This is a genomic window from Pseudovibrio sp. Alg231-02 (assembly GCF_900143565.1).
GTDB lineage: Bacteria > Pseudomonadota > Alphaproteobacteria > Rhizobiales > Stappiaceae > Pseudovibrio.
The window spans coordinates 1-13,877 of the sequence record NZ_FREX01000010.1 but is presented as its reverse complement, the minus strand read 5'-3'; the positions used below and the strand labels follow the sequence as shown (position 1 = coordinate 13,877).

16 protein-coding genes are annotated in these 13,877 nt (G+C 52.9%); 1 reads left to right on the top strand and 15 read right to left on the bottom strand.

The window, feature by feature from the left end; all coding sequences use genetic code 11:
- The first annotated feature begins 160 nt into the window (after positions 1–160).
- Positions 161–616: a hypothetical protein gene (locus DHN43_RS21775; protein ID WP_108820030.1), complete on the top strand. Its 456-nt coding sequence runs from the start codon at positions 161–163 to the stop codon at positions 614–616.
- Here the strand turns inward: DHN43_RS21775 and DHN43_RS21770 are convergent.
- From DHN43_RS21770 to DHN43_RS21700, 15 genes are all read right to left on the bottom strand, one after another.
- On the bottom strand, positions 600–1,367 hold the full coding sequence (locus tag DHN43_RS21770) for a DUF2793 domain-containing protein (RefSeq protein WP_108820029.1): 768 nt from the start codon (positions 1,365–1,367) through the stop codon (positions 600–602). The genes DHN43_RS21775 and DHN43_RS21770 overlap by 17 nt on opposite strands.
- A gap of 10 nt (positions 1,368–1,377) precedes the next feature.
- Positions 1,378–5,307, bottom strand: coding sequence for a baseplate multidomain protein megatron (locus DHN43_RS21765; protein ID WP_108820028.1), 3,930 nt, complete (start codon positions 5,305–5,307; stop codon positions 1,378–1,380).
- Between the two features lie 436 nt (positions 5,308–5,743).
- A complete protein-coding gene (locus DHN43_RS21755; protein WP_108820026.1) occupies positions 5,744–6,175 on the bottom strand; it encodes an NlpC/P60 family protein in 432 nt (143 codons plus the stop codon).
- Positions 6,150–7,043, bottom strand: coding sequence for a DUF2163 domain-containing protein (locus DHN43_RS21750; RefSeq protein WP_108820025.1), 894 nt, complete (start codon positions 7,041–7,043; stop codon positions 6,150–6,152). Before DHN43_RS21750 ends, DHN43_RS21755 begins: the two co-directional genes overlap by 26 nt.
- Positions 7,040–7,672 carry a DUF2460 domain-containing protein gene (locus DHN43_RS21745; protein WP_108820024.1) on the bottom strand — a complete coding sequence of 211 codons (633 nt, stop codon included), beginning with the start codon at positions 7,670–7,672 and terminating at the stop codon, positions 7,040–7,042. Before DHN43_RS21745 ends, DHN43_RS21750 begins: the two co-directional genes overlap by 4 nt.
- A 44-nt stretch (positions 7,673–7,716) precedes the next feature.
- The gene (locus tag DHN43_RS21740; RefSeq protein ID WP_063292412.1) at positions 7,717–8,040 is read right to left on the bottom strand and encodes a hypothetical protein; all 324 of its coding nucleotides are present in this window, start codon (positions 8,038–8,040) and stop codon (positions 7,717–7,719) included.
- Between the two features lie 246 nt (positions 8,041–8,286).
- Positions 8,287–10,014, bottom strand: coding sequence for a hypothetical protein (locus DHN43_RS21735; protein WP_108820023.1), 1,728 nt, complete (start codon positions 10,012–10,014; stop codon positions 8,287–8,289).
- Positions 10,015–10,150: 136 nt separating this feature from the next.
- The gene (locus tag DHN43_RS21730; RefSeq protein WP_063292410.1) at positions 10,151–10,486 is read right to left on the bottom strand and encodes a hypothetical protein; all 336 of its coding nucleotides are present in this window, start codon (positions 10,484–10,486) and stop codon (positions 10,151–10,153) included.
- 80 nt (positions 10,487–10,566) lie between these two features.
- Entirely contained in the window at positions 10,567–11,310 is a 744-nt protein-coding gene (locus DHN43_RS27105) for a hypothetical protein (RefSeq protein WP_159096957.1), read from the bottom strand.
- A gap of 146 nt (positions 11,311–11,456) precedes the next feature.
- A complete protein-coding gene (locus tag DHN43_RS21720) occupies positions 11,457–11,849 on the bottom strand; it encodes a hypothetical protein (RefSeq protein ID WP_108820022.1) in 393 nt (130 codons plus the stop codon).
- 115 nt (positions 11,850–11,964) lie between these two features.
- Complete coding sequence (locus DHN43_RS21715; RefSeq protein ID WP_108820021.1) at positions 11,965–12,414, bottom strand: hypothetical protein; 450 nt, start codon at positions 12,412–12,414, stop codon at positions 11,965–11,967.
- A gap of 8 nt (positions 12,415–12,422) precedes the next feature.
- Positions 12,423–12,734, bottom strand: a complete 312-nt coding sequence (locus DHN43_RS21710) for a head-tail joining protein (RefSeq protein WP_108820020.1) — start codon at positions 12,732–12,734, stop codon at positions 12,423–12,425.
- Positions 12,731–12,874 (bottom strand): hypothetical protein, encoded by a 144-nt coding sequence (locus tag DHN43_RS27100; protein WP_159096956.1) that lies wholly within the window; start codon positions 12,872–12,874, stop codon positions 12,731–12,733. The genes DHN43_RS21710 and DHN43_RS27100 overlap by 4 nt, the downstream gene beginning before the upstream one ends.
- 130 nt (positions 12,875–13,004) lie before the next feature.
- Positions 13,005–13,208: a hypothetical protein gene (locus DHN43_RS21705; protein ID WP_063292406.1), complete on the bottom strand. Its 204-nt coding sequence runs from the start codon at positions 13,206–13,208 to the stop codon at positions 13,005–13,007.
- A gap of 85 nt (positions 13,209–13,293) precedes the next feature.
- Positions 13,294–13,877 (bottom strand): phage major capsid protein (locus DHN43_RS21700; protein WP_108820019.1); only part of this gene is annotated, 584 nt, incomplete at its 5' end.

Below are 13,877 nucleotides of genomic sequence, written 5' to 3'. Positions count from 1 at the left end.
GCCAGAGCCCCCCGTGCAGGTACAAAAAAAGCCGCAAATGCGGCCGGTGAAACGGTTGAGTTACTTAGAAAACGAATGAAGTTTATTCATTTGAGCCTCTCAACGATTAGCCCTATTTTCCAAGTCAAATTTTTGAGAAGTTTGTAAGGACGCCGAGTACATGAAGTTTCTTTTTATTACGCTGAACCTGTGCGTATTCTGGTGTTCATCAGTGTACGCAGAAACAGGGAAACTCGATCTCGCCAAGCAATACGTCGAGAAACTAAATTTCATGCAACACTACAGAGCCCAGACAAGAAAAGACCTACAACCACTCATGATGGAAGTTTACAGTGCTGAAAACCTTTCAAACGTTCACGAAAGGGTCGAGAATGCGCTCTCTCAAATTGACGAACAACTGCTCTCAATGACAGATCAATTGAATGAGCAAATTGCTTTGGGATTCGCTGATAAACTCACAAAAGAACAACTGAAGGAACGTCTCTCACAAGAAGTACATCCTGAAGACATCACAGGAGCTTTAAACTTCAAATGGAATTACGATCCAAGCGAGAAGCGTTTTGTTTTATCCCAACCCGGTGGAGACCCCTATCGCCTTCTTAACTCTGCGGAGTAACCGGCAGGAAGTAATGCAGTGCAATGCGCACCTTGCCCCCGGTGAAGTCGCCGCCATTGGCCGTCAGCTTCACGGCCGTATCTCCATAAAACGCCTGAGGTCCAATCACTCCGGCATTGTTTGAGCCAACGGCCGCCCCCAGCGATCCGCCGAACTTGGATTGCTCACCGACAAGCCCGCAGTCATAAGAGGCTGCCCCTGTCACAACCTCCACCGTGCGGGTGGATACGCAGAACACGATTGCCCGATTTGGGATTAAAACCGAACTATCAACGCTGCTACCTGCAAGGATCAGCTCTTCATCAATGGTTACAAACTGGCTTTGTGCTTTGTTATCCGTTTCACTTAAAACGGTTTTCTCTTGCTGGAAGGCAAGGCCGCCTGTTCCCGGATCTGTGCCCAGACCAGCCACAGAAGAAAAGCTGCCCCATGCCCCACTAGAAAAGATCTGCATAGCGCTTTCACTCTCAACCCATGCAGCCCACCCGGTGCCCGGTTCAAGGAACTCCCAAGCCCCGGCGCTAAAGGCCGCGATCTGGTTTTCATGCCCGGCAAAAGCACCAGTCGCTCCTGCAGGTACGATGTAACGCGCTCCCTCATCAGGATCTGCAGGCGGATTGGTGACGCTGTTTGAGATGACTGAGAGCTGCACCACCACATCAAGCAAGGCTAACGCCTCATTATGGGTCACATGCTTTTGCGATTGCGCAGCCGCAATCATCGGCAAGTTCAAGTGTGCCGTTGTGCTCATACTTCCCCCTTTACGCTTCATAATGAGCAACAGCAGGAACACCGCGCCCGTAGACCTCAGATAGTTGATAGGCCCACACGTCAAAGCTGGATGCAGGCCCGCCAAAGTCTTCCGCCTGCATGGCGGCCGTGTAGGAAACAGACCCTTTGGAAGCAGAAAGGGAGCGCTTTAAAACGCCCCCTTCACGGATCTCAACAGTGTAGCTTTCTACAGTCTCCCCAAGAGGCACCTCTGCAACCTCCCAGCTATCCCCGCCCGTTCGCGTGCGCCTTATCCAGCTTATTGCAATACTGCCATCAGCTTGCACACGGGCACGCAGATGCACAGGCGACAGCGGCCGCTCTCCCCGGCCGGTGAAAGTCTTCTGGTAACTGGTGTAATCCTCAGATCCCACACCAGTCCCGGCCCGACCTGCTTGCCAGTTAAGCGGCAAACCCAGCTCAGAACGAGAAAGCCCGTTTTGTGTCATGCCGCCATCCAGCACCACCACACGCGCGCCTGCAGGTGCACCCATGCCCGGCTCACTGCCCCGCTGCCCGCGCAGCAGCTTGCTTAAGGTATAGGTGCGCTCAGCAATCAGCTCAGCATTGGCAAACTGCAACAGCTCCCATTCACCGCCTACCCCTTCAATCAGCATGGCATTGCCACCAGAGAACACCAGATCCTCTTCAAGAGAAGCCAGCGCCCCGTTGTAGAGCTTGACCTTGACTCGGTTGCCTCTGTCCCAGCGGTGCAGCGGCCCTGCAGGTAAGGGTGCCTGCAGCTCTCCCAATGTGCCTTGCTGATTAAGGGCGGCCCGCAGCTCATAGCCACTTGTCACCGGACTGGATAAGAACGCCATGCCCTTTGAGAACGGCAACTGATAGCCGGTCAGATAGCCTTGCCATGGAGTGTCCTGATCACGCAAAAGCGGCCCATCAATAAACACCCCTAAGGCAGCCGCCTGCAGCACCTGCCCTTTTGAGACAAAGGCCCGTGTTGCTCCCTTGGTGGCTTCATACACCGGTGCATCATAAGTCACCGCTTCAATCATGCGGGCGTCTCCATCCTTGACGGAAAGCACCCGCACCGCGAACACACGGCCGGAAACGGTAAGTTTAAGATAATCGCCCGGCTCAATATGCAGATCCGTTGGAGGCAGCACATAGCTTAAGCGCTCCCGCGAGGCCCACGCCTCCTGCAACAAACTTTCAGCCATGCCTTGCAGGCGCTCATAGTTGGTCACAACGGGCAGATCAGAAGTCACAACCCTTTCCGTTGAAACAGCCCCGACCAGAGCCTCTGCAGTCGCCGTGTTAAAGTCCTTTGAGCTGTCATAGGCCGTTACCCGCACCACTGCAGGCAACTCGGTTTCTTGCGCTCGCGTTATGGAAACCCGCTCTTTGTCCTTGCCCTGATCAACCAGTTGCTCTGCTTCAATCTCAGCTAAGGGAAAGCGGGAACGACGCGGGCGAAACGCCACCCGGCCACCAGATTCCACCGCATCAAAGAAGAAAGCAGCCCCAAGGGTTTCCAACACGCTGCGGGCACTGGTGATGGAAGAGATAAGGAAGCCATCGGCAACCCCATCCGCCCCGGCAGTTTCAAAGTCTATGCCTTCACGCAAGCCCGCCCGCTCCATTAAGAGCCGGGCAATGCCATCAACTGAGACACCGCCCACACGGCCGGAAAGCCAATGCCCGGTGGTGAAGTTGCCCCAATCCGCCCAGGTATCGGATTCCACCGGAAACGATGGAAACGGCCGCACATCCCAAGCCCATGCAAACATGTTCACAGGGTCCACCATTGGCCCGCCATAGACCGGGCTAACTGGATTGTTGCCAGCCTCTACAGCCCAGTATTCCAGCATGGCGCGTAGGTAACGCCGCTGTATCAGGTCATCACGCACCCCGGAGGAAAAGTAAGGCACCTGACTTTCTGAGGATTTGGGATCATAAAACACGTTTGGCTGATTGGTGCCTTTGTCGATCGCGGGGCAGCCAAACTCTGTAAACCAGATGGGCTTTGATTTTGGCACCCAGTTAGTTGAGGTATTTGAACGCACCCCGCCCGGCCGGTTGTGGTGCGGGTTTTCCCACCAGCCCCGCAGATCCTTTTGACGAAACACCCAGTGCTCACCATGTTCCTGATCTGCAATCAAGGTGCGGTTCTGGTTGGTCCGATCCTCATCAGAGGCATAGTAGAAGTCAAAATACTCCCGGCCCTCGATGCCAGCTTTCAGATAGTCCAGATCATGGATCGATTGCGCATCTTGCCCGTGGTCCTCATGGTTTTCATGATCACGCCAATCAGTCAGCGGCAGATAGTTATCAATGCCGATAAAATCTATGTTTTCATTGGCCCAAAGCTTGTCCAAATGAAAGAACACATCACCGCTGCCATCACCCGGCCGATAACTGTGAAACTCGGACCAGTCGGCGGCATAGCCTATTTTGACATCCGGCCCCAGCAAACTGCGAACTTCACCCGCAACAAAATTCATAGAAGTAGCAAACACGAACCCCTCAGGTTCATAATAAACACTTGAACACCCCACCATTTCCGAGCCAATTGCGATAGCATCAACACCACCGGCAATCTTTGCCAACACTGCAACATGCATCACGAAATGACTTAGGGTCCAAGGATATGGCCCCGTGTAAGAGACTTCAGTTCCATCCCAGGAGAAATGATCGTACCGTGCCCCTGCAATAAAAAAGAAGATCTGCAGCAGCCCTTCAACCGTTCCATGAGCACTATCAGGCTGCCCCGCTGCCGGGTGACAAGTGATCCGGCCGCGCCACGGATAAGCCTTTTGCTCAGCCTCTCCGTAAGGATCTGGCAGGCCGTTGCCTTCTGGAATATCCATCATGACAAACGGATAAAGCATCACCTTAAAGCCGCGCTCTTTCAGGTCCTTGATTGCTTCAATCACAACACTGTCAGAAGGCGAGCCACCATAAGCGGGCTTTCCGTCCACATAAGAGACAAGCCGCGCTTCATCCCGGCTTAGTCCGGCAACGCGCCATTCAATTGGACTGGTGGTTTTACGCGCTTCCACTCGCGGTGCAATCGTGCACTCTCCCGCCCGCAGATCATCACCAAACCATGCCACCACCAGAGAGACTGTTTTGCACTCCGGGCAGGTGCTCTGCAGCAAGTCTATGGAGTGCTCCCAATCGGTTGCTGCGGAAAGTGTGTGCCGGTTGTTATAGGCCGTGGTGGGGCCGTCCTTGCCATCCTTCACAGGTGTTTTGGAATAGCCGAACTCAGTAGAGCCGGGAATAAGAGAGATAGCCGTCAGCTTTTCTTCCTCATAGCCAACTGAGCGCACCACTTCAAAAGTCAGTTGTGGCAGGCGGTTTCCAAAGTCTGCAAGGGGCAGTTCTTCAAACACCACATAGGCAAGGCCGCGATAGGCTGGCACATCCGGGCTGCCCTGTTTGGCAGCAATAAGCGGATCTGCTTCCTGTTCCTCATCACCCTTGTAAATGCGCATGGTGATTTTGGTTGTGTCKATTTCCTTGCTATCCGCCCACACGCGCAAAATGTCAGAGATTGGCCCCTCRCAGATCCCAACCGCAAAGTTGGCRTAGTAGCTGTARGTTGTTTGCGTCACCGTAGAAGACGAACCACCGCCCGCCTTRCCGCCATGTTTTTCCGTTGTGGTGGTCACAACCTCATGCAGATTTGTTGCCCAGATCACCTGCCCGGAAACACGCGCACGCCCGGCCACAAGGGGAACCACCGCCCCTTCACTGGACCCCATCACCTGCAGGTTATCCAGCCGCTGCCCTTCCACATGGCTCTTGCTGCCCGGTGTAAAGGCAGAAACCAACATGTTGTCTAAGTAGCTCCCGGCAATGCTTGCCGCTGCAGAAAGAGCAAAGGCCGCAACCTGCCCTGCACCTGTAGCCCCTGCAATCGCAGTTGCCGCCGCTGTTAAAACAAGCGTTGCCATTGTTTTGCCCTGTAGGTTGTGTCAATTATTAATTAAAATCGAAAGCCAGAGTGGAGATAAACTTGGAGTTACTGAGCATCGCAATCGGTACCCTTGCGCTCTTCAGTGGTGCTCTCTGGTACTTTAGAAAGAAAAAGAGGCTAGACCTGTCAATTGTACTCGTTATGGCCTATTGGCCCGCAGTACTTATTTCAGTTGAGATCTTGTTTTTAGGATTTGCGACTGTCTATTGCCCACCAGTCTACTCATCCGCGCATGCCCCTTCTTGCAACATCCTGGGATTTGATGCAGCAACGCATCTCCCTATAGGCGTCCAGATGTTCTCAATGATCATCTATGCAATTTTGTATTGTCTCATAAGCTCATTCATCTGTGCTATCGCGGCTCTCGTTGCGTTCATCCGCCGCCGCATGAGCAGATAGTTGCAGGGGTTCTTTCAAGGAAACTCAAACGCAGCCACCGCCCGGCGCTGCCACCACCCTGAATAGGGCACCTCAACAACTCCCGCGCCCTCTTGTGCGTGGATCATCACACCCGGCCTGCTGATCAGGCCCGCATGTTTTGCAATCGCCCCGGATCGCACCCGGAACACCACCACAGCCCCAAGGCCGGGCGGGTCCAGCGCTGCCCGCTGGAAGTACTTTTCTCCGGCTTCCAAAAGCGTTTCACGTGTTCCAACTTCTCCCCAATCAGGAGAATAAGCCGGAACCGTTTGCGGCTCAGATCCGTAAAGCTCCCGCCAGATCCCGCGCACCAGTCCCAGACAGTCACAACCAGCCCCTTTGACACTGGCTTGGTGGTGGTAAGGCGTCCCAAGCCAACCACGGGCAAGCGCAACAACCTTATTTGACATAGGAGGAACCGTCATTTTTCTGCTCATCCTGTTCAGCGTAGGACAAAATAAAATCAGGGCCGGGCATGTGCGGAAAGCCGCGATAGTTCACCGCATTTGCAAACTTCTTTTTGCAGGCCGCAAAGGTGTGAGCGCACCCGGCAAACACGTCAAAGGAATCCCCTGTAGCAACGGGCTGCACAGGCGCTTGCCAAAGGGTTAGCTCTGCAGCCCCTTCCTCTGTCAGCTTGTGCACCTTGATTTTGACGCGGGCACCTTTGTTTGCCCCGGTGGTCCAGTGAAGCTGCCCCCATGAAAACCGGTCAGCCGGAAAACCACCTAAGCCAGCACACGTAAACACCCGGTCTTTTACCTCTGTTACACTGCCCGTCCCATTGTTCTCCGGTGCCTGCAGATCCACACCACAGCGGCTATCCCCCAACTCAGCATCGCAGCCATACTGATAAGTGCGGCCGGTGCTTTGGCCCAGCCGGTGGGCAAGGCTGCGCATCTCTGCGTTAAAAGCAAGCTCGCCTCTGCTCACCTCGCCAATGTTGCCACGCTGCATAACTTCCCGCTGTGACGTATCCTGCCAGTTCACCCGGTAAAGTACGATTTCAGCATCATCATAAAGCCCGGCCGCAATGTCAGCTTCCGTGATCTTGTCCGAGGAAAACGCGCCTTCAACATCCATGTTGTTAACGGCAAGGCCAAGGCTTGCTTCTACATCGGTTCCGGTAAAACCAGCAGCCGCCTCAAACACCACGCCTAAGAAAATCAATTGCCGGTCATGGTCTGTAAAACCCTGCTTCACGCCATCGCGCCGCGTGACCCGCCAGCACCAACACAAGGTGGTGCAGTTGCCCTGCAGATGCTCTGCAAGGGCTGGATTAAGCTGTCTCATAACAGCACCTCAACAATCGGAATATTGGTCACGCTGCCCTGTACATGGGCGTTTAGTGTCAGTTCCAGCATGTCAGCATCAAAGCGGGCCGGAACATCAAACTCAAAGCCCGCTGTAACGTCCTCACCTGCAGGCGGGGCAGAAGCAAATGTGATCAGGCCGGAAGTCTCATCAAGCACAAACCCCACGGCCGGGGCACCGCCCACTGCCACCACAACCGGCGCAGTATCTGCAGGCAAAAGGATCTTGCGTGTATATGGCTGGAAGGTTGCGCCGTAGGTCTTCACAAGCTGGAATTCCTTTTGCACCCCATCACCAACACCTAACACCTGATCAGTGGCGCTAATTGCATCACCGGGCGGGCAGCTCTTAAAATCTGCCCAATCCTTCCAGCGAAACGCAAACATACGCCCGCGCCGCTCTTCAAAGAACTCCACCACCTTATGCAGATCATTGACAGAGCGAACACCCTTAGCCGCGTTGTATCGCCTCCGGCTATCTGCCCATTGCTGRTTGCGCGTYTCCCGGCCGTTGGCACGCACCACAACTTGCGTTTTACGTTCCGGCCCACCGCGTGCCCCTAACGAGATATCTGGCGGAAACCGTRTGTCATGAAATTCTTCCAGCATGTCAGCCTCTCTGCGACRAACACAGATCGAACTTCACAGCAAGCTTAGAGTTCAAACCAAAACACGATGCGATCTGCATTACAGGCAGTCAAAGCATCCAAGTCCAGAAAGAACTCAGCCCCGAGAAATTCTCGAAGTGTCATCTGTTCACCTTTACCAAGTGCAACTGTATTGTTTGTTTGGTAAAAATCGGCTCGATCTGAKCCAACACGGCGTTCGCGCCTGTCTTCGATAACTTCGCAATAGTCGACTTCTGCCAACTCTGAGACAAGAAACCAGGACGCAGAATGCAGCACGTCAGGATAGCTGTAGTATCTCTTCGAGACACTTTCCCGAACATCATCAGGCAATCCGCGAGGCGCGGACAACGGTGTAATTCCTGCATAATTTCGAACACCTGCTAAAAATGCATAGACCCCATAATTTGGGGGAGCAAATGGCTCAAAGGATAGAAACAGGTCTGGTCTATCAATCTGCTCATACTYTCCTCCGGATCTGCGTTCTACCCAGGATGTTAGTCTCGTTCCCATTTTTATRACCTACTCTAGATTGCATTTCTATTCATATGCATATCTCATTAATGGAACCGAYTAAACTCACCTCCTGCTCTTCTTCTAGCGGTTGCGCCGCCCACGGCTCAAAGCATCAACCAGCATTCCAGATACTTGCCCTTGTGACTGGCGAAAGCTCTCAACATCAGGCGTTTGGATGTACTGGTTGACCACCACACCGCGCTCAGAACCTCCAAAGGCGTCCTTGTTGGAAATGATCTTGGCAGGCCCCAGAACCGGCTCAGGGCCGTTTTCTCCTGCAATGCCCCACTGCCCGGCACCAAGCACACCACCACCTGCGAAGAAGCCTTGAAACGTACTCATGAGCGCCGTTGATAGGTTCGATTGCTGCGAGGTTCCAAACATCCCGGCAAGCGGCCCTTGTCCCATAAAGGCAGCTTGTGCGGCCGCCTCTGCCAGCGTTGCCACCAGCCGCCCGGCTGCCGTGTCAGCAATCCCCAGAGCGTCAATAAATTGCGACATGGAATCCTGTGCCATCCCGCCAAGCAAACTCACAACTTCATTGTGCTGCTTCTGCGCTTGGGTTTGTGCATAGATCTCATCTGTAACTTTAATCAGCTCCTGCCCTTGCTTGCTGGTAGCCTCCACACCGGCAAGGCGCAAAGTATTGGCCCGCTTTTGTTCCTGTGCATTCATGCTCAGCAGATCACGCTCAAACTTAAGCTGCTCTAAAACACGAGCATAAGGGTCCACCTTTGTCTTGGAAGACCCACGGCCCCCGCTGCTATCCGTTTTCTTGTCGGGAATGATTGTTGGTTTCTCAGTTTTCCGCCCACGACGACCACCACGCCGGGTTGGTCCTCCTGTAAAACCAGTGTGGCGTAACTGACGTTCGCTTTGAATACCTGCAAGGCGGGTGTTTACCGCATCAATTTGCTCTTGAATTTCAGCAATACGGGCTTCATCACCAAGCGTTTGTGCAAGCGACAACTCACGGTTAAGCCCCGGCAACTTGCGCGAGAACTCTACCTGCAAATCCTTGAGGGTTGGCTCGGCAACAGGTGTATTAAATGCAACGTCCATTGCATTGGCAGCCGCCAGAGTTGCCCGCTTTGCACCAATTTCAAAGGTGCGCCACATCTTTGCAAATTCATCATCAATCTTTTCAGCCTTACGCAAGAGCTTTTCATCCAGAACCCCGCCCGCTTCATCCGCCTTGCCCATCAACTCATCAAGGCCCTTGGAACCGTTTTTGAGTGCCAGAACCAACCCGGCCCCTTCCCGGTCAAACGCCTTAAAGCTCAGCAAAAGCCGCTCTTGTTCCGAGCTGGCGTTTTTAATCAGGTCTGCATATTCGCCCAATATCTGACCTTGGGTTTTCATCTTGCCGCTGGAATCGCGAAGTTGGACGCCATTTGCTTTCAGGATCTCATAAAGAACACCGGACCCGTTGGCAGCCTCACCAACACGCCGGGAAAAACGTTGCAACGCTGTATCTGTGGTGCCAGCCGCAACACCAGTCAGCTCAAACCCATAACGCATGCGCTGCAGTTCATCGGTCGTTACGCCCACCTTATCGGCAACCTTGGCAAGCTTGGAGCCTTCTGAAACAGCGCTTTTTATTGCAGCTGTCAACTTGGCAACCGTAGCTGCCGCAGCTGCTGCCGGGAGAAACCGAATTGCCCCCATAGATTTACCAAGTGATCCCATATCCATGTTGAGCAACTTGGTTTCCCGGCGCGTCTTTTGTAACTCGCGCCGGTTCCGTTCAAAGGTTGCACGGGATTTATCATTGGCCCGAACGTTGTAGACAAGATCCGGCACGGTCATGGGTTTGGCTCCCCGGCAAATTTTAGGTAGATAGACCATTCTAAAAGTTCGGATTCCGGCCAGTCTTCAAGATCCGCAACCCGCATGTGCAAGCGATCCGCAAGCTTAAATAAGAACATGCGCCACGGATCGCCTCTTAGTTTTTTTCAATTTCCCTGGCATCGCATGGGCCAAGCATCTGCACGGCAATCCGGCCAATGATCGCGCCATCTGCTTCCGTTAAAAGCTTGTGTTTGTCATCGGCATTAAAGAGCTTTTCGCCGTTTTCATCCTGTGCTTTCATCACAAGCACATCCACAAAGGCTTCCGGGTCCAGTCCCTCATTTTCGTCATTCACGCGCTTGCGCTGGTTTGGGGTCATCGGGTCATAGTAGATCTTAAAAGGATGATCTCTTGCCCCCCATTCAGGCACGTCAATAATCTGATTTTTTGCCCGTTTGTAATGGCTCTTCACACGCTCAATCGCACGCATTTTGATCCTTTCATCATGTCAAGAAAAGGGCCGCTGGATCTTTCATCCAACAGCCCTTAATGCGGTTTATGTTATCTGATCTATTGCGCATATCGCGCTATATCTGCCTCAGAGTTCCTGAGACAGAACTCGTGATATTGTAGTAGCTTATTCCAAACACTCTTTGGTGCATCATACCTGAGGAGATAATAATCATAGTAACTAGGATCAGGTATCAGCGAGCTTCGACCTTGACAGTGGTGGAGGAACGAAAAACTCCGAAGGTCTTTTTGCTCAACAAACTCTTCCACCTCATCATAGAGCCGATCAATGAATTCATTGTCATCCCGCTTTGTATGGAGCCGCTCACGGTTTATTTTCTCAATCTGTTTGGTTCGATAATGCTTGTAGAGTTTCTCTATGAGATCCCCCGTTTGATCTCGCAGTTTTCTGGTGCGCTCATTGTAATTGAACTCAAGCTTATAGTTGTGCAACGTGATGTTGCCCACTTCTCTCAGATTTATCGTAGTCTGCTCACCACGGTTTTGATGGATATTGCGGCAGCCATTGTTGAAATGATTACTGATCTGCACAACGCAAGCATCAAGCGTGACATCTACAAAGTTTTTGCCAGTAATCCGCCGATAGGTGTTTAGGTCAGCCTTAACTTTCGCCTGAAGCGAATAGAACTGCTCCACCTTTCTCACACTATCAATGGTGTATTTCGTTGCAGTATCTTCAGAAAAAAGCCGAACTACCAGAAAGAACAAGATCGGCAAACAAATTGCCAAAACAACAACGACCTTCCAGGTCGAGGAACTAAAAAGCCGAGAAACCACGTTCATGCTACACCAAAACAAAACGCGCCTGATACTTCTTAGGAGCCATCTAAACGCACATCACAAACGCCCTACCTACTCTAACAATGGCTCACATCCAAGTACTTACCGCATCGCATAATCACTTAGGATACGGCAAGTACCGCATTGTTTTAAGCCACCGCCTCTTCTGTCAGCGGGCCGTTGCCGGTAAACTCAAAGGTCATATCAATGGTTTCAGAACGAGTTTGCGCATGCTGCACGCTGGTAACTGTTGCAGTGCCGGAAGCGTAGGTTTCACCGCTCTCATTGCCGCTGTAATAAAGGTGCAGCACCACAGAAGCCCCGGCGCTCAGCTCAGCTTGCCCCGTGTCGCCTTTCACCCGCTTGGCGCTGATAGAACCAGACCAGCGTTTTGGTGCGCCTTCCAAGTGGGTTTCCCACTCTTCACCCATCGCCGTTGCATCTGAGATTGGCGCTTCTACCGAAAGGTTGAAGCTTTGAACCTTGGCGACATCCTCACCGCCAGCAGTCACACTGCCCTTATTGCCGTGAATTAAAGGCATGCTCTGTTCTCCTGAATTGTTGGAAAGTTAGTTCTTCAGCCGCACGCTTAAGCGCGGCTACCGTGTATCGCCGAAAAGTGGGTACCGGTTTTCAGATGAAGATACGCAAGCAACTTTAGTGCGCGGTTTCCGGGTCATTCTCCGGGGCAATGGCTAGCGCCATATACCGCAATGTCAAAATCCCTTGGCGCTTCTCGCCCCGGTCCCGGCGCGTTGCTATATCCAGATTGGTTGACTGCAGGTATAGCTCTTTCACYARGCCACCTAAGAAGCCGCTGCCCGCGAGTGCGGTTTCAACTTCCACCGCAATYTGGTCCAGCTCATCATCAAAGCCCTTGCCATCGGCCGTGGCTTCAACAGTGACGCTCATTTGCCGTTCAATGTCGCGGTCTGCACCCATTTCCGCAGGCTGGCTTTGTTCATCCAGCACATAGACAAGCAGCGCAGGCAGCCGCTTGTGATCCAGCGGAAAGGTGCGCGTGACAAAGCAGCGATCTTCTGTAGAAGGAAGCCCTTTTAAAGCCACCTCTACAGCATCGCGCACCTGCGTTCTAATGTGAGCCATGACCGCCCCTATTCGCGCTCTAGCAGGATCTGGCTTAAGCCTGCCCCGTCACTCATGGGAGCGCTTGCCGCCGTGAAGCGCTGCCCGTCAATCAGCAGCTCTGCACCCTCGCCAAACTCAGCCGGAATGTCAGAGGTTTTCACCGCAAACACTGGTTTGGAAGTGAGCATGCCAACCTCACCAAAGGAGGTTTCCTCCCCCTCATTGGTAAAGATCCCGGTGAGCTGCCCGGTGTCCCCGTTCTGCAGCGCGTAGGTTGCCGTTGTTGCAAACTCATCAGTGCGCAGCATCTCATTCAGATCATCGTCAAAATCAATCATTGCCGCTTCACCATTGTTTGCCCGCCCTGCACACCAACCGCCCGATTTGCCCGGTTGTTGCCCAGCACGCGCATAAGCTCTTTGGTTGTGAGCGGCTTTGGCTGTTTCAAGCTGGTGGTGCTCTGTAGTTCTTTTTTCACTGGTAAATCCTCGCCTCCAAGGCCAACGAAAAACGGGAGGCAGAGCGTATCCCCGAAAAGTGGAAACCGGTTTTCGGATAAGGATACGCTACAACAAAGCCCCCCGTTTGCTGCTCATATGAGCCGGGGTTTAATCCCCGGCTGGATTGTCTTCTTCTTTTGGCTTTTCTCCCGCCTTAGCCTTGCCAACCCGCCTTGTGGTTGTTTCTGCTTTTTTCATATTGATCAGGAATTTTGCATCCTTTTCAGAAGCGTTCACCACATCACCCGGCGCAACCGGTTCACCACCGCAAACCGTGCGTTTCAAAATTTCAATCTTCATCTTTGCAGCCATGATCTGCCCTCTTGAGAAATGAAAGGAGTATGAGAAGTCCAAATAAAAACAGCCAGGCGAACCGGCTGCTTAACTGGCGTAAAGCTTAAGCTTTGAAGGAGTGACAGAAGCTCTGCGGGTGACGCACTGCAAAATCTACATCCTGCATGGCAACCACGCGCACGGTCCCGCTGGTGGATTGGGTAAACGGATCAACGGTCAAATCAACACCCGTCCAAAGCGCAATCAGAAGATCCGCCCAGTTGCCAAAGAAGCCATTGTGATCCAGCACCTGATTAGAAATACCGGTGTTGTAACCGTTCACCGTGTTGCCCTGTTCCCAGATAAACTGGGCAGTCCCTGCAGCTTTTTCCGTGGTCTTGAAAGATCCACGCATCGCAGCATTGAGGACATAGCCCAAGGCTCCAATGTCTGCATCATCCGTTGCAACAGCCGTTTCCATTGCAACCACTTCTTCAAATGTTGGGGCATTTGCCGCAAAGGTGGTGGAGTTAATGCCAGTGGTGGCAGCGATCCCCTTTGGAGTTTCCCCAGAGCCGTCACTATGCAGCGCTGCCCGGCTGATCTCCAAACCAATCACCCGCGCCAGATCATCACGCACCATTGCTTCCACATCCAGCGAGGATTGAATGAGAAGTCTGCGGGAATAGTCGGTAAACGCCCCCAGAG